General features: G+C 49.3%; 15 protein-coding genes. 10 read left to right on the top strand and 5 right to left on the bottom strand.

Annotated elements, in window-relative coordinates:
• The first annotated feature begins 9 nt into the window (after positions 1–9).
• The 4 genes from HER31_RS05750 to HER31_RS05765 all read left to right on the top strand — a co-directional run bounded on the left by HER31_RS05750 (position 10) and on the right by HER31_RS05765 (position 3,242).
• Positions 10–513 (top strand): DUF1285 domain-containing protein, encoded by a 504-nt coding sequence (locus tag HER31_RS05750; RefSeq protein ID WP_168659668.1) that lies wholly within the window; start codon positions 10–12, stop codon positions 511–513.
• A 198-nt stretch (positions 514–711) separates the two neighbouring features.
• Positions 712–1,659: a DNA-binding transcriptional regulator DsdC gene (gene dsdC, locus HER31_RS05755; RefSeq protein ID WP_168659669.1), complete on the top strand. Its 948-nt coding sequence runs from the start codon at positions 712–714 to the stop codon at positions 1,657–1,659.
• A 250-nt stretch (positions 1,660–1,909) separates the two neighbouring features.
• On the top strand, positions 1,910–2,728 hold the full coding sequence (locus tag HER31_RS05760) for a MaoC/PaaZ C-terminal domain-containing protein (RefSeq protein WP_168659670.1): 819 nt from the start codon (positions 1,910–1,912) through the stop codon (positions 2,726–2,728).
• Between the two features lie 85 nt (positions 2,729–2,813).
• Entirely contained in the window at positions 2,814–3,242 is a 429-nt protein-coding gene (locus tag HER31_RS05765; RefSeq protein ID WP_168659671.1) for a hypothetical protein, read from the top strand.
• 347 nt (positions 3,243–3,589) lie between these two features.
• Here HER31_RS05765 and HER31_RS05770 read toward each other — a convergent pair whose 3' ends face one another.
• Both HER31_RS05770 and HER31_RS05775 read right to left on the bottom strand, forming a co-directional pair.
• Positions 3,590–5,278: an NAD-dependent malic enzyme gene (locus HER31_RS05770; protein WP_168659672.1), complete on the bottom strand. Its 1,689-nt coding sequence runs from the start codon at positions 5,276–5,278 to the stop codon at positions 3,590–3,592.
• Positions 5,279–5,432: 154 nt separating this feature from the next.
• A complete protein-coding gene (locus HER31_RS05775) occupies positions 5,433–5,969 on the bottom strand; it encodes a hypothetical protein (protein ID WP_168659673.1) in 537 nt (178 codons plus the stop codon).
• A gap of 84 nt (positions 5,970–6,053) precedes the next feature.
• Between HER31_RS05775 and HER31_RS05780 the strand changes: the two genes are divergently transcribed.
• From HER31_RS05780 to HER31_RS05800, 5 genes are all read left to right on the top strand, one after another.
• Positions 6,054–7,352 carry an MFS transporter gene (locus tag HER31_RS05780; RefSeq protein ID WP_168659674.1) on the top strand — a complete coding sequence of 433 codons (1,299 nt, stop codon included), beginning with the start codon at positions 6,054–6,056 and terminating at the stop codon, positions 7,350–7,352.
• A gap of 147 nt (positions 7,353–7,499) precedes the next feature.
• A complete protein-coding gene (locus HER31_RS05785; protein ID WP_168659675.1) occupies positions 7,500–8,642 on the top strand; it encodes an efflux RND transporter periplasmic adaptor subunit in 1,143 nt (380 codons plus the stop codon).
• Between the two features lie 8 nt (positions 8,643–8,650).
• Complete coding sequence (locus HER31_RS05790; RefSeq protein ID WP_168659676.1) at positions 8,651–11,758, top strand: efflux RND transporter permease subunit; 3,108 nt, start codon at positions 8,651–8,653, stop codon at positions 11,756–11,758.
• A complete protein-coding gene (locus tag HER31_RS05795) occupies positions 11,755–13,155 on the top strand; it encodes an efflux transporter outer membrane subunit (protein WP_168659677.1) in 1,401 nt (466 codons plus the stop codon). The genes HER31_RS05790 and HER31_RS05795 overlap by 4 nt, the downstream gene beginning before the upstream one ends.
• 480 nt (positions 13,156–13,635) lie before the next feature.
• The gene (locus HER31_RS05800; protein ID WP_168659678.1) at positions 13,636–15,147 is read left to right on the top strand and encodes a fumarate hydratase; all 1,512 of its coding nucleotides are present in this window, start codon (positions 13,636–13,638) and stop codon (positions 15,145–15,147) included.
• 485 nt (positions 15,148–15,632) lie between these two features.
• Here the strand turns inward: HER31_RS05800 and HER31_RS05805 are convergent, their stop codons facing one another.
• The 3 genes from HER31_RS05805 to HER31_RS05815 all read right to left on the bottom strand — a co-directional run bounded on the left by HER31_RS05805 (position 15,633) and on the right by HER31_RS05815 (position 21,190).
• Positions 15,633–16,160, bottom strand: a complete 528-nt coding sequence (locus HER31_RS05805) for a GNAT family N-acetyltransferase (protein WP_168659679.1) — start codon at positions 16,158–16,160, stop codon at positions 15,633–15,635.
• Positions 16,161–16,892: 732 nt separating this feature from the next.
• On the bottom strand, positions 16,893–20,066 hold the full coding sequence (locus HER31_RS05810) for an efflux RND transporter permease subunit (protein WP_168659680.1): 3,174 nt from the start codon (positions 20,064–20,066) through the stop codon (positions 16,893–16,895).
• Positions 20,067–20,077: 11 nt separating this feature from the next.
• Positions 20,078–21,190, bottom strand: coding sequence for an efflux RND transporter periplasmic adaptor subunit (locus HER31_RS05815; RefSeq protein ID WP_168659681.1), 1,113 nt, complete (start codon positions 21,188–21,190; stop codon positions 20,078–20,080).
• 847 nt (positions 21,191–22,037) lie between these two features.
• Between HER31_RS05815 and HER31_RS05820 the strand changes: the two genes are divergently transcribed.
• Complete coding sequence (locus HER31_RS05820) at positions 22,038–22,964, top strand: MBL fold metallo-hydrolase (protein ID WP_168659682.1); 927 nt, start codon at positions 22,038–22,040, stop codon at positions 22,962–22,964.
• The last annotated feature ends 81 nt before the right edge of the window (positions 22,965–23,045 follow it).

Genomic DNA, 23,045 nt, shown 5'->3' on the forward strand with positions numbered 1-23,045 from the left:
GGCAGAGTCATGTTAGAGCGTCTGATTACCCAAGTAGGCGAACACCCGAAGCTGGAACTGTGGCAACCACCACTGTGTGGTGATATCGACATTCGCATTGATCGGGAAGGGCAGTGGCACTGTCAAGGAACGCCGTTCAACCGCGACCGCATGGTGCGCCTGTTCGCCAGTGTGCTGCGGCGAGAACAAGATGGCGATTACTATTTGGTAACCCCAGTAGAGAAGTGGCGCCTACAGGTCGATGATCTGCCATTTGTGTTAACACAGCTGCACAGTGATGACCACGGTTCGACCTTGTCAGGGCCGTTGGGTATTGAGTGTAAGGTGAATTCAGATCATCCATGGCAACTCATTGATGGCATCCCAGCGGTTAGATTATGGCACGGCAACTGGGCCAGGTTGAGCCGGCCGCTATACTATCAACTAGCGGATAAAGCGTTATCTAGAGGTAACGAGCTTGGAATTGAACTGGCTGGTCAGTGGTGTGTTTTAGGCCTGCAAGACGCCTGTTAGTGCTTTGCTACAGCATTACGCCAAGGAACTGAACGTCAACGAGTCTGGTTGAAGGTTGCTGGAGGTAACACCATTTTTATGGCGCTAACTTTGTGAGCTGACTCTCGTTGTTGATGCTCATTCAATGCGATTAGTTGCGGATTTTGTAATCCACCATAAGCTGGTCTCGAATGAATCAAGATAATCTGAGACCAGCTTATGTTAAGTAGCGCCATCTTGTCGTCTATGTTCTGCTTTGCCAGTGCTGCACGCCACCTAAGTTTTACCAAGGCAGCAGAGGAACTCCATCTCACTCAAAGTGCGGTTAGTCACCGTATAAAAAAGTTGGAAGAGCAACTTGGCTTTAAGTTGTTTCTGCGTTTTAACCGACGCTTGCAGCTCACTGATCAAGGCCAAGGCTTGTTGGCTGTATTGGATAGCTCCTTAGGTGATCTTGACGGTGCCATTCGCGACCTGCGCCAACAGGAGTTCACCTCCAGCGTACGTATTGCGGTTCCCCACAGTTTTGCTCGCTGCTGGTTGGCAGAACGCTTGGGCGATCTGCACAGTAAATATCCGAAAATGACACTGCAGGTTCGTGCCCAGAGCCGCACCACCGATTTTCAGAACGAGAAGGTCGATGTAGCGGTGTATTACGACACCCCTGCGCGGTTACACCTGCATCAGCAGGTGCTGTTTGGTGAGACCTTGGTGCCAGTGTGTAGTAAAGAGTACGCTGAGGAGCATAACCTGTGGCAAAACCCAGAAGCCTTGGCAAATTGCCTGTTACTCCATGACGAAAGCGCATGGCGTGGTGCGGCTAATTATGATGAATGGACCTACTGGGCCAAAGAGGCGGGGTTAACCTCACTAAATGTTACCCATGGTTTTATCTTCAACCGGTCAGACCTTGCCTATCGTGCTGCGATGTCTGGTCAAGGGGTTGCATTGGGGCGGTGGCAAATGGTCGCGCCGCAGGTAGAGAAGGGTAACTTGGTGGTGCCGATTGACGCCTTTGTGCCATCGCAACAATCTTACCTAACGGTTTGCCATCCAGATCGCCGTGATGTACCGGCAATCAAAGCGATGTTTGATTGGCTGGCATTCCAAGCGGAACAGAGCCAAGAGCTGATGATGAAACACAAACAGTTGCTGAGTTTTAGCTAACAACGAGCTTCGAGTAAGACACGGAAACGCCGCTGGTTATGCCAGCGGCGTTTTTTATTGAAATTGCCAATAAGTCTAGTGGCTTAATTAGTAAAACTGTTCCAGTTTTAACTATCAGCCCAATTGTACGGTTATCGCACTGTTGATTTGATGTTAGTAAAAACAGTGGTTTACTGGTCAGGCCTGTAATCGATGGCAGTGCGGGTAAGCTTAGCGCTCGAAAAACTTTAGATTCATCGAGATTAATGTAATGAAGGTTAGCCTGAAGCAATCGCAGATCCCCTCCCATATCTCCTTGTTATGGAAGGTGTTCACCAAGAAAACTCAACCAGCAAAGCTGCCGTTGTTGCGGGTACAGGTTGACGATTTTTGTTTCGATGAAGCTGCGATTGAGAAATATAACCGTTACTGCGGTTTCGAGTCTGGTTCATTTCCACTTTGTTACGCCTTCGTCGCTACACAGCCCGTACAGCTTATATTCTTAACGGATAATCGTATCCCAGTAACGCCGCTTGGCATGATCCACATGGGGGTCAGTTTTGAACAAATAACCCCATTTAATTGTGCTGAAAGTTATCGTTTCGAACTTAGTGTTGGCGAGCAACAGCGTGGTGAGCGCGGCCTGGAGTTCGAGTTGGTAGGCGAGTTTAGTCTCAATGGAGAAGCGGTAGCACGCTATCGCTCGCGCTGCTTTATTAAGATGGAAGGCACCAAAGGCAGTGGCCGCCCCGCTAGGGTAAAACCGGTCAAGCGCACATGGGCGCCGTTAACGCCGTTGCAACTTGATAGTACCCAAGCTCGTGGTTATGCGCGTCTGTCTGGCGATTATAACCCGATTCACTTGCACCGATTATTGTCGAAACCATTTGGGTTTGATGAACCGATTGCCCATGGCATGTATATGGTTGCCAAGGTATTGGCGGCAAGTCCAACCGATCTAACTAAAGCGTCGTTTGAATTTAAACGACCAGCCCTGCTACCGATATCCGGTGCCGTAGAAGGCTGTGACGGCGCAATGCGCTTTGTTAATGACAAGAACAAGCCGGTGGTTGAATGCCAATTTGGCTGAAGGCTTGCGGCTGTCGCTATTGGTAAATAGTTCGTTTTCTTGAGCTGGTGATGAGGTACAGCAAAAGAAACCACAGGAGCAGCAAGTGAAGCAATCGTGCCACACTTTTAAAAACCGTTACGGCGAACAATGGCTAAATACCCTTGTTACCAGCCGCGGTATAACACGGTTAATGGCACCTCATAGCCAATTATTGGATGGCTCTCGATCGTGGGATTTACAGTTATGTTGGGAGGTCTTGGCATCGGCGGAAGTCATTGCCGCATGTTATAGCCATAACCACCAGCGTATTCCTGCAAGCGCGCAGCGCTGGTTAAACCGGCGTCAAGGACTATACGCCCGTCGCTGTAAGATCTCGGCGGAGCAAGCGAGACTAGCATTTAATGCTGCGTTGAAGGTAATTGAACACCCTCAGATGAAACAGTGGTGTTGTTGCAATGCCTGCGGCCAGACATGGCAGCGTAGCCAGCGTGAATTATTGTCGATGCTTAGCAGCACCGAAGTAGTGCGTTAGCTAATAAAAGGCGGTGTCGTCGTTAGCTGTGGAAGTTTACCTTAAGCCTTCGGCTCTACCGGTTGCAGTACTCTTAAGAGGTTATGTCGCGGTGGCGACGGCACATTGTTGTATGCATTAGGGGGGCGCTTCGCCCCCTTTGCAATCGTCCCTTGCCTTAGGTCGCAGTCGAAAACGCTTCGCTGGACTGTTCCAATGCGACAGAAGATCAATAGCGGTGGTGCTTTCCCCTTGTACCAAAACTGGTCTAGCCACCAGCATTGGAAAGAACAACACTTAGTTGCTACACCGCCTAAAAAAGCGCGGACTCATTATCGAGTCCGCGTTTTTGTTTTTCTGATTAAAGTTTAGAAGGCTGAACGCTTATATTGACGATATTCAGGTTGCCAGAAGCTGTTGTCGATAGCCTCACGCAAGTGGTCAAGTTTTACCCGCATTGCGACGCCATCCGCCATAGCCGTTTTGCCAACCGCAAAGGCGATCTGTTTACTTACCTCTTGAATCTCCTCCAAACTTGGTAGTAACGCACCTTCGCCTTTTTGTGCCAATGGCGAACACTCCGCCAGAGCACGGCTAGCGGCCATTAGCATGTTGTCGGTTACCCGATCGGCACCAGCGGCGAGCACCCCTAAACCCACCCCAGGGAAGATGTAGCTGTTATTGCATTGGGCAATAACAAACTCGGTATCGTCGATGGTTACCGGGGAAAATGGGCTGCCGGTGGCAACCAAGGCACGGCCGTTACTCCAGCGCAGAATATCTTCTGGCGTGGCTTCAACACGACTGGTTGGATTCGATAATGGGAATACTACCGGCTTGTCGTGATGGGCAGCCATCGATTCGATAACTTGCTGAGTAAACAGACCAGGGGTACCAGAGACACCAATTAACACACTTGGTTTGGCGTTCTGAACAACCTCAAGCAAGGAGATGTTGTCGCTACCGGTTTGCCATTGTTCAATCAGTTGTTGTGGCTGCACCAAGTTCTCTTGAAAGTTGAGTAGGTTTGGCATGCCTTTAAGTAACAAGCCCCAACGGTCGACCATAAACACTTGAGAGCGCGCTTTTTTATCGGTTAAGCCTTGCGATACCATCTCAGCAATAATCGCTTCAGCTATACCACAACCGGCAGAGCCGGCGCCTAAGAAGGCGATGGTTTGTTCCTTAAGCTCACTACCTTGTGCCTTACATGCAGCCAACAGGCTACCAACGGTGACAGCGGCGGTGCCTTGAATGTCATCGTTGAAGCAGCACATATTGTCTTTGTAGCGTTGTAACAACGGCATAGCATTTCGCTGAGCGAAATCTTCAAATTGTACCAGCGCTTGGGGCCAGCGACGTTTGATCGCTTGCATTACCGTATCGACAAACTCATTGTACTCATCGCCAGTGATTCGGGCATGGCGGGTACCCATGTAGACCGGATCGTTCAGGCGCTGTGGGTTGTCGGTACCGACATCCAATACAATCGGTAGCGTATAAGCAGGGCTAATACCACCACAGGCGGTGTAGAGAGCCAATTTACCGATTGGGATCCCCATACCACCGATACCCTGATCACCTAGACCTAAGATCCGCTCGCCGTCGGTGATTACAATCACTTTTACGTTGTGACCAACGGCGTTGTAGAGTACTTCATCAACGCGGTCGCGATCCTCATAGGAGATAAACAAACCACGGGAACGACGGTAGATATTTGAGAACTGCTCACAGGCTGCACCTACGGTTGGGGTGTAGATGATCGGCATCATTTCACTGATGTGATCTTCAACCAAACGGTAGAACAGGGTTTCGTTGGTGTCTTGGATGTTTCGCAGATAAACGTGGCGATCCATGTCGGTGGTAAATGAACGGTATTGCTCCGCCGCCCGGATTACTTGTTCTTCAATGGTCTCTACCGCTCGTGGCAGTAGTCCATGCAAGTTAAATGAGGAGCGCTCTTCATCAGTAAAGGCAGAGCCTTTGTTGAGCAGAGGAGATTCAAGCAACACCGGACCGGCGTAGTGGATAAATAACGGGCGTTTATTATCGTCCATGGATGACCTTTTCGGACTGGGGTTGGCAACAGCAAAGTAGCGCGATCTTACCATGTTAATCAGCCCCTTGTAGTAATAAAGCGGACAATGAAACGGGTTTATATGGATTGTTTGATTGACGCCTTTTATTGTTTTGTTAGGCCCGTTTGAGCATCTATTGAGTGGGGTTTAATTGTTGATAGCGGCTTTTGTAGCGAACTTGCCAAAACGTGTATTTATCGTCGGCGAAGTCGATCTCTTTGGTGCTGGAAAGTTCGCTACCGTTGCGCTGCAGCGTAAACCGAACTGTCGCCGGACGGTGCTGCTCTATCGCTTGGTGCTCCTGAACCAAGACCCAGCTGTCGGCGCTAAGCACTTGCATATTGCTGGTGCGGCTATAAAAGGTTTGCTCGTTGTCGCGACTGCGATACACCATCTTTGCCGGTTGTCCCAAGCTGCTGATTACCAGACTGTCGGTCTGGTCGATATGTCTAAAATGGCGCTCAATAGAAAGGCTACGCATATCTTGTCGCGCCTTAACACGTAATCGTGTTTGCTGCTGTTGTGATTTACCCTGTTGATCGACCAGCTCCATGGTGCCGTGCCAATCACCAACGAGCGACAACAATAGCGTTTGTTGCTGCCGCGACATCTCAACCGCACTTGCGGCTGTCGCCACAACCAACCACAGCAACCCGATTAATCTCACCATTGTTATCAATCCTCGATCATTTTTGCATCACCAAGCATAGTGGCTTTAGGCTAGGGTGATTAAAAAGATAGGCAAGGCACAAGGATGAGCAAAAGCAGCAAACGCCAGCTATTTGGTTGGGCGATGTTCGATGTGGCTAACTCCGCTTATACCACCGTTGTTGTTACGGTGGTTTACAGCGCATTTTTCGTTAGCCAAATTGTGCCGCAGCAGAGTAGTTGGGGTAACAGCTGGTGGGCGTTGGCGATGATATTGTCCAGTGCCATGGCAATGCTATTGGCTCCGCTGCTCGGTAGTTGGGTTGATCTGTACGGCGGAAAAAAGCGGCTACTGCTGATTAATATGTGGTTATGTGCCAGCGCCACCGCGTCATTGTATTGGGTTGAACCAGGCATGATATCGTTGGGGCTACTGCTGCTGATTGTCAGTAATAGTTGTTGGATGTTGTCCGAGGTGTTTTGTGCCAGCTTTTTAACCGACATTGCCGATGAGTCTTCGATGGGTTGGATCTCTGGCCTCGGCTGGGGGCTCGGTTACCTTGGTGGGCTAGCTAGCTTGGTGATGGTGCTGTTTGGGGTGGTTACTAGTGTTGCTGGTGAAGCAGAGTATATCGAGCAAAATCAATGGGCTATGGTTGCAGTTGCGATGTATTTTATTATCGTTTCGCTGCCCACTATGATCTGGTTGCCTGAGCCTAGAGGCTTCGATAAAAGCCAGGTCTGCTGGCGCGAGGTCTGGCATCGGTCAATACTGCAGTTTCAGCATAGCTGGGCCCTAAGCAAGCGCCTTCCAGTGCTATTTAACTTCTTTATTGTTTTCACCATTTATAGCGCCGGCATGGCGACGGTTATCAAATTCTTCGGGATCTTTGTTGAAGCTGAATTAACCCTGAGTGCTGCTGAAAAGACCACTGTGTTTTTGGCGTTGCAGGTATCAGCCTTTCTGGGATCGGTGGGTTTTGGCTTACTTGAGTCTCGCCTTGGGCCACGGTTAACGGTGTTTTTAACCCTGTTGTGGTGGTTGGCTGGACTTGTCTGTATCTACCAATTACAGCAGTTATCGGAGCTGCTTAATACGCCAGAAAATACCCTATTTGTTGTCTGTACCGTTGTGGCAGGTGCTGGTCTTGGGGCAACTCAAAGTGCCAGTCGCACCATTGTCGGTTTGCTCACCCCCGCCCAACACAGCGGATTGATGTTCGGTTACTGGGGCATGTTCGCTCGGTTGGCGGCAATCATCGGTAGCGCAGCATTTGCCATGGTTGCGGATCTGGTCTCAACTCGGCAAGCGTTATTGGTGATTATGCTGTTTTTTGTTGTCGGTGCAGCACTGGTGATTAAGTTGCCGATTGAGCAGGGGATAAAACAAGCCAATAACGATTAATCTGGCTGTTGCGCCTTGCCCATTAGCAGTTTCTAAGTATTCAATTTGGTTGGTTAAATTAAACGCAAATCCGCCGTGTTGATGCCACACCTGCTATTTTTAAATAGTGTTTTTTTATATTACGCGCTGAATTTAGGTAGGGGTTATATGAATAAAGTGCTGTGGCGGCAAGCGTCGCTAGCTTGGATATGTGCAGGGGTTTTGGCTCTTAGTGGCTGTGATAAGGCACCTGAAGGGCAACAAGGAATGCCACCGCCGCAGGTAACGGTTGTTACCGTCAGCGCTCAACCTGTGACGTTAACGACGGTTTTGGCTGGGCGGACTCGCGCTTCGGTTGAAGCACAGGTACGTCCGCAGGTTAACGGCATTGTGCTTACCCAGCTGTTTACAGAAGGCTCGATGGTTGAAAAGGGTCAGCAGCTTTATCAGATTGATCCTGCCACTTACGAAGCTGACGAAGCGAAAGCCGCGGCGGACTACGCCAATGCTATTGCCAATCTGAAAACCGCCAAAGCACGAGCGGAGCGTTATCGTTCGCTGGTGGCGTCAAAGGCGGTATCAAAGCAGGATTACGATGATGCACTGGCGCAATTTGAGCAGGCCGAGGCTCAGGTTGCTACCGCTGAGGCGGCCAAGCGCAGTGCCAGTATTAACCTTGATTACACCAAGGTTTACTCACCAATTACTGGGCGTGCAGGTAAGTCGTCGGTTACCGCCGGCGCCTTGGTTACTGCCAACCAAGCGGATCCGCTTGTTGTGGTGCAGCAGTTTGATCCAATGTTTGTAGATGTTGGCCAATCCAGCCGAGAGCTCAACAAGTTACGTCGAGCATGGGCTAGTGGAGCCATTGTCCAAACTGAAGATGCCGCCGACGTAATCCTCTATTTTGATGATGGCGAACCCTATGACATCAAAGGTAAGTTTAAATTTGCTGACGTAAATATCGATGAGTCTACGGCCACCTTCACTATCCGCACCATATTCCCGAATGCGAAAGGTATTCTATTACCGGGAATGTTCGTTCGAGCCGAATTGACTCGTGGGGTTAAGCCTAATGGGGTGTTGTTGCCAGCCAAAGCGGTTGCGCGCGATGCTAAAGGTTCGGCCTCGGTGATGTTGGTTAATAGCGAAAACATCGTTGAAATGCGCAAGATAACCGCAACAGAGATGGTCGGCCAAGAGTGGTTGGTAGACAAAGGTTTAGAAACCGGTGAGCGTGTAATTCTTGAGGGGCTGCAGTTTGTGCGGCCAGGCATGCCTGTTGGTGATGTGAAAGAAGCAACCCAGTGAGGTAACTGATGGCTAATTTCTTTATTGAACGCCCAGTCTTTGCTTGGGTGCTTTCGCTGTTGTTAATGCTAGCTGGCTTGCTGGCATTACCAATGCTTCCGGTGGCGCAGTACCCCGATATCGCCCCGCCTCAAATTCAGGTTTCGGCTAGCTATCCTGGTGCCTCTGCTAAGACAGCAGAAGAGACGGTAACTCAGGTGATCGAACAACAACTTACCGGTTTGGATAACCTGCAGTACATCGCTGCCACTTCCGATTCATTTGGTGCCAGTAGCATCACCTTAACCTTTAAGGCGGGTACCGACCCCGATGTGGCGCAGGTACAGGTGCAAAACAAGGTGTCGTCAGCAACCGCGTCATTACCGGAATCGGTGCAGCGTCAGGGGGTAACGGTAGAGAAGGGCAGTACCAGTTTCTTAATGGTAATGGCGCTCTATTCTGAAGATGGCACCATGACCTACAACGACCTGTCGGATTTTATCGCCAGTCAATTGCAAGACCCGCTTAGCCGAGTGGCTGGTGTTGGCTCTGTTACCCTTTTTGGGGCGGAATACGCGATGCGGATCTGGCTCGATCCTAACAAGCTCGAAGGCTATAACCTGATGCCGTCCGATATCAACACGGCGATTTCGGCGCAAAATACCCAGATCTCCGCTGGGCAATTGGGTGCAGCACCGGCGTTATCGGGGCAGCAACTTAATGCCACCATTAGTGTGCAGTCTCTGCTGACTGGGGTTGAAGAGTTTGAGCAGATCTTGCTTAAAGTAAATGAAGATGGCTCGCGGGTGCTGTTGCGCGACGTAGCACGGGTGGAGTTGGGCTCACAAAGCTACAGCACGTCATCGCGCTTTAACGGCAACCCAGCCAGTGGTTTAGCCGTTAGTTTGGCAACAGGTGCCAATGCGCTTGATACCATGGAAGCAGTTAATGACAAGCTGAAGCAACTGGAGCCATATTTTCCGCAGGGCGTAAAGATGTCGTTAGCGTACGACACCACCCCGTTTATTAATCTGTCGATTGAAAACGTAGTACACACCTTAATTGAAGCCATCGTATTGGTGTTCTTGGTGATGTATTTATTCTTGCAAAACCTGCGGGCGACACTGATCCCCACTATCGCGGTGCCGGTGGTATTGCTTGGTACCATAGCGGTACTAATGCTGTTGGGGTACAGCATCAACACCTTAACCATGTTTGCGATGGTGCTGGCGATCGGCCTATTGGTTGATGACGCCATTGTGGTGGTGGAAGGGGTCGAACAGGTGATGGCAGACGAAGGGCTGTCACCGCTAGAGGCAACAAAAAAAGCGATGTCGCAACTGTCCGGAGCCTTGGTGGGGATCGGTATGGTGTTGTGTGCGGTATTCGTACCAATGGCTTTCTTTGGCGGCACCACCGGTATCATCTATAAGCAGTTCTCGGTAACCATTGTAACGGCGGTGGCGTTGTCAGTGTTGGTTGCGTTGATTCTAACCCCAACCCTTTGTATCTCCCTGATGCGGCCTGGTGATCACAATCATACCGGTTTCTTTGGTTGGTTTAACCGCACCTTCAATAACGTTACCGAAAAGTACGTTGGTCACGTTGGTCGTTTCTCCAATACCATCGGTCGAGTGATGGTGGTGTTTGTGCTGCTTAGCTGTTTGGCCGGCTACTTTATGATTAAGTTGCCAAGCTCATTCCTACCCAATGAGGATCAGGGGGTAATGATGGGAATGGTTAGCCTACCAGCAGGTGCAACCCAAGAGCAGACCCTTGATGTGTTAGGTAAGGCTGAAGATTACGTGCTTACTCAAGAGACCGAAGCGATTCAATCGATATTTTCGGTGGCGGGTTTCAGTTTCGCCGGGGCTGGCTCTAACGCTGGGATGATGTTCTTAAACTTAGTGCCATGGGACGAGCGTGCAACCGCAGAGGGTCATGTTAGTCAAGTGATGGCTCGAACCCAAGGGTTCTTCTTTAGCATTAAAGAGGCGCTGGCGTTCGCCTTTACTCCTCCAGCAATTATCGAACTGGGTAACGCTACGGGTTTCGATATGCACTTACAAGATCGCGGTAATCTCGGTCACGAAGCTCTAGTTAATGCCCGTAATCAACTGTTGCAACAGGCGAATCAACACCCGCTGCTGCAAAACGTACGTGCTAATGGCTTAGACGACACGCCACAATTTGTGGTTGATATCGACAAACTTAAAACCGAAGCGTTGGGGATCAGCCTATCTGATGTGAATACCTCACTGTCTACCGCCTTTGGCTCCTCTTATGTGAACGACTTTATCGATCGCGGTCGAGTAAAGCAGGTGTATGTGCAAGCCGATGCGCCATTCCGTATGGGACCAGAGCAACTTGACGATTGGTACCTCCGTAATGACAAAGGCTTGATGGTTCCGCTTAAAGCGATCAGCTCCAGCAAGTGGGAATACGGTTCGCCACGTTTGGAACGCTATAACGGCATAAGCTCGATGCAGATCCAAGGTGAACCAAAGCTTGGCGTAAGTAGCGGTGAAGCGATGGCTGCAATGGAAGAGATTGTTGCTGGACTGCCAGATGGGATCTCGATGGAGTGGACCGGTTTGAGTTTTGAAGAACGGGCTTCCGGTAATCAGGCCGGGGCGTTGTATGCGTTGTCAATTCTGGTGGTATTTCTCTGTTTAGCGGCGTTATACGAAAGTTGGTCGGTGCCGTTTGCGGTAATCTTAGTGGTGCCTTTGGGGGTTCTTGGTGCGGTTATGGCCACAGATTTCTTCAGCTTAGCTAACGACGTTTATTTCCAAGTAGGGCTACTTACCACAGTGGGGTTATCGTCCAAAAACGCCATCATGATTGTTGAATATGCCAAACAATATCTGGATCAAGGGCAGAGTATTGTTGAGTCGGCGATGCATGCGGCACGGATGCGTCTGCGCCCAATTTTGATGACTTCAATGGCCTTTGGTTTTGGGGTATTGCCATTAGCCATTTCCAGTGGTGCCGGTTCAGGTGCGCAGAATGCTGTTGGTACCGGTGTGGTCGGCGGGGTACTTACCGCAACCTTCCTTGGGGTTTACTTTGTACCGCTGTTCTTTGTGTTTGTGAATCGGTTGGTACATCGCGAAGAGAAGGAGGCGCAATCATGAAAAAGCTAATTACCTTAGTAGTCTCAGTTGCGCTGACCGGTTGCGTTAACCTAGCAGATGACTATCAACGACCAGATGCACCAATGGACTCAACCTGGTTGGAGAGCAATCTACAGGTTGATGAAGTCAGCAGCGCCAGCACCGATTGGCGGCAGTTCATACTCGATCCTAAGTTACGTGAATTAATTGAGTTGGGGCTTGAGCATAACCGCGATCTGCGCATTGCACAGCAAACCTTGCTGCGCACCCAAGCGCTTTACGGTATTCAAAAAAGTGAGCTGTTTCCTAACGTCGATGTTAGCGTTGGTGCGGCCAATCAAAGGATCCCGGAGGCAGTGACTACGCCGGAATCTATCAGTAGGCAGTACAATGTCGACGTTGGTTTGTTTAGTTATGAACTCGACTTCTTCGGCCGCATTGCCAACCTTGAGCAGCAGGCGTTGTTTAATTTCCTTGCGAGCGAGCAGGGACGTCGCAACACCGAGATTGTGGTGATTGGACAGATAGCCAGTACCTACTTGAGCGTAGTGGCAGATACTGCGCTGCTAAATCTGGCGCAAGAAACCTTAGATAGCCAGATTTCGTCGCTGCAACTTACCGAGCAAAGCTTTGAGAATGGCGTCGTGTCTGGCCTTGATGTCGCTCAAGCAAAGGTAACGGTTGCTACTGCGCAAGTGGATTTGGCTCGTTTTCGCAACCAGTTGGCAGCAGATAGGCACGCGTTAGCGGTATTAGTAGGCACTAAGTTTGACGGAGGTTTACTGCCAGACGATACCGTACAGCAGTGGTTGGCACCGGTTCAGATAGGGATGCCATCCGATTTGTTAACCTTGCGCCCTGATATCGTTCAAGCGGAGTATCTGTTGATGGCTGGCAACGCCAACATCGGCGCCGCGCGGGCAGCGTACTTCCCATCTATCAGTTTAACCGCTAGTTCTGGTTTATTGAGTTCAGATTTGGATGATCTATTTAGTGGTGATGCGCGCAGTTGGAGCTTCAGTCCGGGGCTGACACTACCAATTTTCCATTGGGGCGAGCTGGATGCCAACCTTGAATTAGCCGAAGCAGACCAACAACTGGCACTGGCACAATATGAGCAAACCATTCAAAACGCGTTTCGCGAAGTTGCTGATGCGCTATCCGCTCGGCAATATTTAGCGGAACAGTTAGAGGCGCAAAAGCGTTTGGTTGATGCCACCGGCGAGAGTTTCTATCTGTCGGATCTGCGCTTTCGCCAAGGGGTAGACAGCTTCTACAACGTACTCGATTCCCAGCGCAGTTATTTTGCCGCGCAGCAGTCGTTGATTAGCCTAGCTTACGATCAGCAAAATAACCTGTTATCCCTGTTCCGTGCATTAGGCGGAGGTTGGCAGGGTAACCCAGTATTAGAGCAGTAATCGCTGTTTGTTTTTTGCCGCTGAGTTTTTGATAACAAAGAGTTATTGAATGCTCAGCGGCGTTATTTTGGACTGTGTACCAATTAAGTGTTGTTCTTTCCAATGCTGTTAAAGCACCGGCTAGGCGAGTGTTGGTACATGGGAAAAGCACTACCGCTGTTGATCTTCTGCCGCATTGGAGCACTCCAGCGAAGCGTTTTGGATTGCGACCTAAGGTAAGGGGGATTCCAAAGGAGGCGAAGCTCCCCCTAATGCATACAAGAATGTGCCGTCGCCTAACAGCACCGAAATCGGTACAGCCGAAGGCTGATATAAACCTCAATACTTAACTACACACAGCCTTATTTTAAGGGCGTGATCTGGGTCACGGATGGTGGAGCGTACGCCATCATCAAGGTATGATGTCCCAAGCAAACTAAACAACACCGGTAATCAACCGGGGTAACGTGATTTTGGGCGGGATGCCCACCGGAGAACATCATGGCAGTAATTCGTAAGGAAGATTTTGTTAGCTCCGTAGCTGACGCTCTGCAGTACATTTCCTACTACCACCCTAAGGATTTCATTCAAGCGCTTACCAAGGCCCACCAACGGGAGCAAAACCCGGCAGCCAAGGATGCGATTGCACAGATCCTTATTAACTCCCGTATGAGCGCCGAGGGCCGTCGACCTCTGTGTCAAGACACAGGCATTGTTACCTGCTTTGTGAAAATTGGTATGCAGGTGCAGTGGGATTCAGACCAAACCGTGCAAGAGATGGTTGATGAGGGAGTACGTCAAGCGTATTTGAACCCTGATAACCCGCTGCGTGCGTCTATTGTTGCCGATCCTGCTGGCAGTCGTAAAAACACCAAGGACAACACACCATCAGTGGTTCATATTGAGATGGTTGCTGGTGGCGAAGTGGAAGTGATGCTGGCGGCTAAAGGTGGCGGCTCGGAAAACAAATCGAAGATGGCCATGCTCAATCCGTCGGATAATATTGCCGATTGGGTAATTAAAACATTGCCAACCATGGGCGCTGGCTGGTGTCCACCGGGCATGCTTGGTTTGGGTATCGGTGGCACGGCAGAAAAAGCCGCCGTATTAGCAAAAGAATCATTGATGGGTCATGTTGATATCCATGAACTGCAAGCACGCGGCCCTCAAAATGCAGAAGAGGAGCTACGTTTAGAGATCTTTGAACGAGCCAACGAGCTTGGCATTGGTGCCCAAGGTCTTGGCGGCGTTACCACGGTTCTGGATGTAAAGATCCATTCCGCGCCTACCCACGCCGCGTCAAAACCGGTGGTGATGATCCCTAATTGTGCCGCGACTCGTCATGTCCACTTCCATCTCGATGGCTCTGGCCCTGCTGAACTGCCGGTACCAGATCTAAACGATTGGCCGCAAATTACTCAAGAAGTGGGTGACAACGTTAAGCGGGTGAATCTCGATAACATCAGCGCTGCACAGCAACAAAGCTGGCAAGCCGGCGACGTATTGTTACTGAATGGCAAGATCCTTACCGGACGCGATGCGGCGCACAAGCGTTTAAAAGAGATGCTAGACAGTGGTCAAGGCATGCCTGAGGGCGTCGACTTTACCGGTAAGTTTATCTATTACGTAGGCCCAGTTGATGCAGTGGGTGATGAAGTAGTTGGCCCAGCAGGACCAACAACCGCAACACGGATGGATAAGTTTACCGAGCAAATGCTAGCTCAAACTGGCTTGATGGGGATGATTGGCAAAGCCGAGCGTGGGCCCGCCACAGTCGATAGTATTGCTAAGCACAAATCAGCCTATTTAATGGCTGTTGGTGGTGCTGCTTACTTGGTTTCCAAAGCGATTAAATCAGCAAGGGTAGTCGCCTTTGAAGATCTCGGCATGGAAGCGATTTACGAGTTTGATGTGAAGGATATGCCGGTAACCGTAGCGGTTGATGCGAATGGCAATAACGTTCATGAAACCGGTCCAGCATATTGGCGTGGCGAGCTAGCCAAGCAAAAATAAGCGTAGTGTTTCAAAAAGCCGGCAACCTAAGAAGGCTGCCGGCTTTTTTGGTTTTGTTGGCGCCATTACAGTAATAACTTGGCCGTAACCCCATTACTGACTAGTGGAAAGATAAAACAAAACTAGAGGCTGTGGTAATGGTTGTTAAGCCGAGCAGTCCAGCGGAGCGTTTTGGACTGCGACCTAAGGCAAAGGGGGCGGAGCTCCCCCTAATGTATCCAAGAATGTGTCGTCGCCACCGCGACATCCTCACCTAAAAGCACCGCAATCGGTGAAGCCGAAAGCTTAAGATAAACTTCAGCAGCTAACTACGACATAGCCAATATCATTACCTGATAGCATTGGCCCGCTGTGGCAAGCATTGCAGCCGGAGTCGATAACGTTATTGGTTCCAATAGGCGCTTCACGCTGGTCAGTTCGCCTGGTCGAATATTGATCTAGTACTGCGTGCTGAAGTGTCTGCTTAAAGGGGAACCCCGTCGATTTTATCGTGTCTTGGCATAAACCGCAGTGTCACTTAAATCGCCGTTGGGTAAGCGATGATCGCAGTAGTGGATTCCCTCAAACTGGTAACCGCAGCGGATAGCCACCGCCCGGCTTTTATCGTTGTTAACGTCGGTTCTTATCTCGATTCGCTCGGCATCTAGTTCAACGAAGGTGTGATGCTCGATGGTGTTAACCGCTTCGGTTATGTAACCGTGGCCAACGTAAGCGGTGCGTAGCCAGTAACCAATCTCAAAGTAGGGCACCGATTTATCGCGGATGAACAGGCCAATGGCGCCAATAAACTCGTCGGACTCTTTCTCAAAGAGTGAGAAACGCAGCTCATTTTGATAATTGGCGAAGTCATCTATCGCTTGTTTCATGCTCGCAACAGACTCCTGCTCAGTAAGCGCCGAGCTAACCCACGGCAAGAACTGACTTAGCTCAAGCTGACTTTCAATTATGGCAGCCAGCATTAATGGCTGATGCTGGAGTGAAGGTGGGGCAAAACGCAGTCGCTCACTTTCCATAATGCTGTTCCTGTGGCGTTAAACTGTTGATACTTGGTTGTCGAACCAGTTGATGATGGTTGCATCGAACGTAGCGGCACTCGTGCTAAGCGTGATCGCAAGGGGACTGTTGCATGTTATTTTCATTGTTACTACTACTAGTTGAAATGGCGGCCACAACGCTAACACCCGTTGATTTGAAACGGCTATCTTTAGATTTACATACTAGTACGAAGTCATTGATAAATAAAAATATTGTTTATTATCAGTAATTAACTTGGCCAACGCTCTCACGGCAGCTAACTGCTTTGGGTGGTTAGTCGTTTGCTTTGAGCAAGAGTAACTGGCAAGGGTATAAGCCCAATACCATCAATACCATCAATACCATCGTAATAAAAAGGCTGTGTACCAACTAAGTGTTGTTGTTTCCAATGTTGTTAAAGCACCGGCTAGGTGAGTGTTGATACAAAGGGAAAGCACTACCGTCGTTGATCTGCAGCTGCATTGGAGCAGTGCAGCGAAGCGCTTTGGACTGCGACCTAAGGCAAAGGGGGATTCCAAAGCGGGCGAAGCTCCCCGCTAATGCATACAAGAATGTGCCGTCGCCACCGCGACATAGTCTCCTAAAAGCATCGAAATCGATGAAGCCGAAAGCTTTAAGATAAACTTCAACAGCTAACTACGACACAGCCAATAAAAAGGGCGCTACCGAGTAGCGCCCTGTAATGGGTGTTGCCATTTGAACAGGAAAGGTTAATCCGCCTTGTTTACCTGCTCTGCAGTCACTTCGAGCGGGGCATTGCCTAACCGTGTATGTAGGTTTTCTCTTAAGCGCTGAAATACTACGTACAGCGGTGGGATGATAAAAATAGCGATAACTGCGGAGGCAAGCATACCGCCAAATACTGCTGTACCAACCCCACGACGACTGAGCATACCAGCGCCATCGGCAATGATGAGCGGGATCAAGCCGGCGATAAAGGCGAAGCTCGTCATCATTACTGCACGAAAACGTAACTTAGCCCCTTCAGCGGCTGCATCGAGAATGGATTCACCCGCTTCACGCCGTTCTTTGGAGAACTCTACAATCAAGATGGCGTTCTTGGCTGACAGTGCTATCAACACCACAATACCAATTTGAGCGTACATATTGAGTTCAAGTCCGGTGATTAACAAGGTAACTAAAGCGCCTAAAATGGCAACCGATACCGATAAGATAACCACCGCTGGAATGCTCCAGCTTTCGTATAGAGCGACCAAGAATAGATAGACAAACACCAGTGCAAAGATAAGGATCGGTGCCATCTGTCCAGCGGCACGTTTCTCTTGCAAGGCGTTGGTTGTCCATTCAAAGTCGTAACCTGCCGGTAGCGTAGCTGCAGATAACTCTTCCATTGCAATAAGTGCATCGCCGGAGGAAACGCCTTCTGCTGGGCCACCGTTAATGGTGATACTACGGCTGTTGTTGTAACGCACGATTGATTGTGGACTCAAGCTCAGCGATGGGGTTGCTACTGCTCGCAACGGCACCATTTCGCCTTTGTTGTTGCGTACGTGGATTCGGTAAAGGTCGTCAAACTCATTACGGTCTTCCATTTCGCCTTGAATATTCACCTGCCAGGTACGGCCGAACATATTGAAATCGTTAACGTAAACGCCGCCAAGTGTGGCCTGCAGTGCTAAAAATACATCAGCAATGTTTACCCCTAACGTTTGGGTTTTATCTCGGTCAATGTCTAGATAAACCTGCGGCGTTTCAGCGGTGTAGGTGGTAAATAGCCCGGCGAGTTCAGGACTTTGGTTGCCAGACATCACCAATCCACGGCCTACGGCTGCCAATTCAACCGGCGGTCGCCCTTGCAGATCCTTGAGCTGGTACTCAAAGCCTGAACCTGTGCCTAAGCCGATAATCGGCGGGATGTTAAAGGCGAAGATATTGGCATCAGGAATCATTGCAAACTTACTTTGCAGGTTACCAAGAATACCATACAAGCTTAGTTCTTCGGTTGTTCGCTCCTCATAGGGATCTAATGTGGCAGCAAAAAACGCGGAATTCGACTTGGCTTGATTATCGATGATACTGAAACCAATTACCGTACCGAAGCTGCGGATACCATCGGTTTCTAGCATTAACGCTTCGGCTTGCTTAACTACCTCGGCAGTTCGGTTAACCGACGAACCTTCTGGCAGCTGCACCTCAACTAAGAATACCCCTTGGTCTTCATCGGGCAGGAAGCCGGTCGGAACCATATTGCCAGTGGTATAGATACTGAAGAAAATAAACGCCAGCGCCGGTAAACTCAGCATTGAAACTCGAACCAAGCGCCTAACTATCGATACGTAACCATCTCGGGTTTTGTCGATTCCGCCCATTACCTTACGAACAACGACGTTGTACTTCTCACCGTCTTCAGGCTTATGTGGCTTCAATAGGATTGCACACAGCGCAGGGCTAAGCGTTAAAGCATTAATGGCTGAAATTACCATCGAGGCAGAAACCGCCACTGCGAATTGCTGAAACATTTGACCAGTGATGCCTGGAATAAATGCTACTGGCACAAATACCGCTAACAGCACTGAAGTAACCGCAATGATAGGCGCGGTGATTTGACTCATCGCTTTCTTTGCTGCCTGAACCGGAGTTAGCTCGGGCTCTGTCTCCATAATGTGTTCAACGTTTTCAACCACGATAATGGCGTCATCAACGACGATACCGATGGCGACCACCAACGCCAGTAATGACACGGTATTAGCAGAGAAACCCATCGCCCCCATAACAATAAAGGCACCGATAATGGATACCGGTACGGCAACGATCGGGATTAAGGTGGCGCGGAAATTACCGAGGAACAGATAAACGACGATGACAACTAAGATGAGTGCTTCAAATAGAGTGTGTTTAACCGCTTCAATACTCGATTTGACGAAGCTGGTTGTGTCGTAATCAACGGTGAACTCTACCCCTTCTGGGAAGCGTTCGGACAGTTCAGTCATTTTGGCCACCACATTATCGGCGGCGTCGATGGCGTTTGAACCTGGAGATTTAAATATGCCAATTAGTGCGGTTGGGCCACCGTTATAGCGGCTATAGGCATCGGCAATCTCAGCGCCAATTTCAGCGCGACCAATTTGGCCTAAGCGGATAAAGGAGCCGTCTGGGTTGGCGCGAATAACAACGTTTTCAAACTCTTCTGGGGTACTTAAGCGGCCCTTGGTGTTAATAGTTAGCTGAAACTCTTGATCTGAGGTCATTGGTTGAGCACCAATACGACCTACTGCGGCTTGCAGGTTTTGCGCTTGCAGGGCGGCAATAACATCGTTATTGGTCAGCTTAAGCTGAGTCATCTTGTCGGTGTTGAGCCAGATCCTCATGCTGTAGCTCAAACCGAACAGCTGCACATCACCCACGCCATTAAGACGCTTTAATTCATCGATGATGTTGATGTTGGCGTAGTTACTTAAGAACAGCGTATCGAACTCACCATTTGGAGAGTAGATAGGGATGGTTTGTAATAGTGCCGAAGATTTCTTCTTAGTGTCGACCCCAAGCTGTGTTACCTCACTGGGCAATAACGCCATCGCTAAATCGACTTTGTTTTTGGTGTTAACGGTGTTGATGTCGGGATCAGTACCTACCTCAAACGATACTGTTAGGTAGTAACTGCCGTCGCTACCGCTGTTTGATTTCATATAGAGCAGGTTATCGACACCGATTACTTGCGATTCGATAGTCTGGGCGACAGTAGCTTCGATAACCTCGGCACTTGCCCCAGGATAATAGGCAACTACCTCCACCTGCGGTGGGACGATGTCTGGGAATTGCGATACCGACAATCGGTCAAGCGAGACCATACCTGCAATAGCCAATACCAATGAGATGACGATGGCAAAGCGAGGACGGTCGATAAACGTATCAGAGAACGACATAGAGTTCAGCCTCAGTCCGCGGTTACGGTGGTCGGGTTAACGGTAACGCCAGGGCGAACCTTTTGAATACCGGCAATAATGACCTTATCGCCTTCGTTAAGGCCTTTTAGAATCACCACGTTGGTTCCAATCACAGTGCCGGTTGTGATTCGTTGCTGTTGGACGATATTGCTACCATCCACCATCATCACGTAGGAGCCGACTTGATCAAGCTGAATAGAGCGCTGCGGCACCATCAATTTGAGCTCGGCATTAGTGCTTTCTACCTTCACATTGACCAGTTGTTGGTCGACCAGTAACCCTTGTGGATTGGGAAACTCAGCTCTAACTAAAGTGGTGTCGGTGCTAGGATTAGAGGTTACGTCAATATAGTTAATAACCCCGGTTTGGTCGTACTCCGTGCCATCAGCCATCTCGACTTTTACTGCGACTTTAGATGAGTCAATTGCACTGGACTCTTTACGGATTTGTAATAGTTCTAATTGGGTTACCGGAAAGGTTACATAGATAGGATCTTGGCTAACGATGGTGGCCAAATCGCCACTAAGCGGGTTGAGGTAATCGCCGGGATCATAAGCGGAACGGCTGATTCTACCGGCAACTGGTGCGGAGATATCGGTGTAACTTAAGTCGAGCTCAGCCTTTTGTAAATTGGCTTGCTGGCTCTGCATACTACCTGTTGCTTCAATTAAGGCGGCGTTTGCCTTATCAAAGTCATCTTGGGAGGCGACGTTGGTTTTAAGCAGTTTGGCGAAACGCTTTTTCTCTACCGCGGCCAACTTAGTGGTGCCGTCCAAGCTAGTGATAGACCCTTTAATGGCATCTACTTGCGCTTGATATTGGCCTTTTTCAATCGAAAAAAGCAGTTGTCCCGCTTCAACCTCAGCCCCTTCAATATAGTGAATACCCTCTAAGTAACCGGCGACACGGGCTTTAAGTGAAACGGTATTGACCGCTTCGACTCGGCCGCTAAAGCCGGTACTTGGAGTAACTTCACGCATTGTAGCAGTAGCAACGGTCACTGCCGCGACTGGTGTATCAGCTGCTAAGGCTGGTGTGACATAGCCTGCGATGACAAAAAACGGTAAAGCAGTAACAGCTCGAATTGAATTGCGTATATGCATAATGTGGGTCCCTCCAAAGTCTCCATGCTACTACAGTTGTCAGGCAAAAAGTTAACAAATACATAAACTTTGATTTAACAATTGGTTTTTACCTTAACGATTTGATAACTATCCGCTAAATTGAATGAGATTCACCCCGTGGGAGTCGGGTCTCATCAAATTTAGGGCTATAGGCCCTAAAGTTGACATAACGAAACAGTCTCGTGGGCAATACAAATATTGGCTGTGTCGCAGTTAGCTGTTGAAGCTTATCTTAAGCCTTCGACTTCACCGATTGCGGTGCTTTTAGAGGAGGATGTCGCGGTGGCGACGGCACATTCTTGTATGCATTAGGGGGAGCTTCGCCCCCTTTGGAATCCTCCTTGCCTTAGGTCGCAGTCCAAAGCGCTTCGCTGAACTGCTCCAATGCGGCAGAAGATCAATAGCGGTAGTGCGTTACCCTTGGTATCGCGACTCGCCTAGTCAGTGCTTTAACAGCATTGGAAAGAGCAACAGTTAATTGGTACACAGCCCAAATATTTGGTCTAAATTCGCTCCTGAGCGAGCAGGACGGTATGTGGTGACAGCAGTGTAAAGTGGCGTTGTGGATTGATTGAATGTGCAAGATGCCGTGCTCAGACAGACATAACTTGCCATCGTCACCAAGCAGTCAATGGTGACCGTGCTCGCCCTGTTGCTTTTAGCCGCCAGCAATCATTCATATATATCGATTTGCTCCTTTTAAGGAACAATTACTCTGTATTTCTTAGGATAATCAGCGTCAGGCGAATATTGCATACTGCTCAGCATCATTGGCACCACAGCATGCTTAGCGTAACTGACGTTGAAGCATCGAAAAGGAAAAATCATGTTGTCTTTTAATCGCTTGTTGGCTCGTATCGGAGCCGTGTTAGTGGTCGTTAGTAGCGCTTCGGTAGCGGCGCAATCGAGCCAAATGCTGGGCCACGTTAGTATCACTGAACTGGATAAACAGTTAACTATCCATAGTTTCACTGCTCCGGAAGAGAGTGAATTGGTTAACAGCCATATTATTGAGACGCCTAATCGATTGATTATGATTGACGGCCAGTTTTTTCGTGATTATGCCAAGCAGTTGCGTGGTTATGTGGATGGCTTAGGCAAGCCGCTCGACCGAGTCTATCTTTCTCATCAACATCCAGATCACTGGTTTGGTTTGGAGATGTTTGCCGAGACGCCAATATATGCCCAAGCGGAGATAGCCAAGGAACTCGAAGCGAAAGCAAATATGTTTATTAAGGTGCGCCGTAAAGAGTTTGGTGAGCGGGTTACCGCCACCCCGGCCCATGTTGACAACGTTATTACCTCGGCAACCACCATCGATGGCATTAAATTTGAATTTGAGTTGGTTAAAGATGCCGAGGCTGATTATCAGACCATTGTTCGCTTGCCGCAGTACAAGGTAGCGTTTGTCCAAGATCTGTTGTCAAACAATGCCCATGCGTTTTTTGCCAAATTGGACTTTAGCAGTTGGCAAACACAGCTTAACTACTTGCAGACTCACTATTCAGATTGGCGTTTATTTATTGGCCACGGCTTCCCCGCTGAGGCTGACGCTGATGCTATTACCCAGCAGCAGCAGTATTTAGAGACGGCTGAACGAATTGTTAATTCAGACGAGAATATTGATCAAGCAGCTATGACCGAAGCGATGTTGAAGGAATACCCATCCTTGGGAGCGGCACCGTTAGTGGATATTAGTAGCATGTTTTTTCATAAAATCTTAAAGCCGCGATTAGAACAGCAACCACAGTAGTGCAAACGATATTTACTTTGGTTGTGTCACAGTTAAGTGTTGAGGTTTATATCAAGCCTTCGGCTCTACCGATTGCGGTGC

It is taken from the genome of Ferrimonas lipolytica (genome assembly GCF_012295575.1).
Lineage (GTDB): Bacteria > Pseudomonadota > Gammaproteobacteria > Enterobacterales > Shewanellaceae > Ferrimonas > Ferrimonas lipolytica.

Coding starts and splice junctions, on each gene's coding strand:
- HER31_RS05750 (WP_168659668.1), top strand. CDS start 10: ATGTTAGAGCGTCTGATTACCCAAGTAGGCGAACACCCGAAGCTGGAA.
- dsdC (WP_168659669.1), top strand. CDS start 712: ATGTTAAGTAGCGCCATCTTGTCGTCTATGTTCTGCTTTGCCAGTGCT.
- HER31_RS05760 (WP_168659670.1), top strand. CDS start 1,910: ATGAAGGTTAGCCTGAAGCAATCGCAGATCCCCTCCCATATCTCCTTG.
- HER31_RS05770 (WP_168659672.1), bottom strand. CDS start 5,278: ATGGACGATAATAAACGCCCGTTATTTATCCACTACGCCGGTCCGGTG.
- HER31_RS05775 (WP_168659673.1), bottom strand. CDS start 5,969: ATGGTGAGATTAATCGGGTTGCTGTGGTTGGTTGTGGCGACAGCCGCA.
- HER31_RS05780 (WP_168659674.1), top strand. CDS start 6,054: ATGAGCAAAAGCAGCAAACGCCAGCTATTTGGTTGGGCGATGTTCGAT.
- HER31_RS05785 (WP_168659675.1), top strand. CDS start 7,500: ATGAATAAAGTGCTGTGGCGGCAAGCGTCGCTAGCTTGGATATGTGCA.
- HER31_RS05790 (WP_168659676.1), top strand. CDS start 8,651: ATGGCTAATTTCTTTATTGAACGCCCAGTCTTTGCTTGGGTGCTTTCG.
- HER31_RS05795 (WP_168659677.1), top strand. CDS start 11,755: ATGAAAAAGCTAATTACCTTAGTAGTCTCAGTTGCGCTGACCGGTTGC.
- HER31_RS05800 (WP_168659678.1), top strand. CDS start 13,636: ATGGCAGTAATTCGTAAGGAAGATTTTGTTAGCTCCGTAGCTGACGCT.
- HER31_RS05805 (WP_168659679.1), bottom strand. CDS start 16,160: ATGGAAAGTGAGCGACTGCGTTTTGCCCCACCTTCACTCCAGCATCAG.
- HER31_RS05810 (WP_168659680.1), bottom strand. CDS start 20,066: ATGTCGTTCTCTGATACGTTTATCGACCGTCCTCGCTTTGCCATCGTC.
- HER31_RS05815 (WP_168659681.1), bottom strand. CDS start 21,190: ATGCATATACGCAATTCAATTCGAGCTGTTACTGCTTTACCGTTTTTT.
- HER31_RS05820 (WP_168659682.1), top strand. CDS start 22,038: ATGTTGTCTTTTAATCGCTTGTTGGCTCGTATCGGAGCCGTGTTAGTG.